The following is a 238-nucleotide window of genomic DNA, read 5'->3' on the forward strand; positions in this document are numbered from 1 at the left end:
GTCATGGTGGTCTCCACGTGCAACCGCGTCGAGAGCTATGCAGTCCTGGACGCGTTCCACGGCGCACTGACAGCCGTCGGCGAAGTTCTCGGTGAGCCCTCCGGCCTCGAAATCGCCGACCTGACCAAGCACGCCTACGTTCGGTCCAGCGAGGCAGCCGTCGAGCACCTGTTCGCCGTGGCCAGTGGCCTGCACTCGATGGTCATCGGAGAACAGCAGATCCTCGGCCAGATTCGAT

General features: G+C 63.9%; 1 pseudogene. It reads left to right on the forward strand.

The window, feature by feature from the left end:
* Positions 1-238 (forward strand): annotated as a pseudogene (locus QM588_RS25625) (glutamyl-tRNA reductase); the annotation flags it as partial.

Source organism: Rhodococcus sp. IEGM 1354, from assembly GCF_030056855.1.
Classification (GTDB): Bacteria; Actinomycetota; Actinomycetes; order Mycobacteriales; family Mycobacteriaceae; genus Rhodococcoides.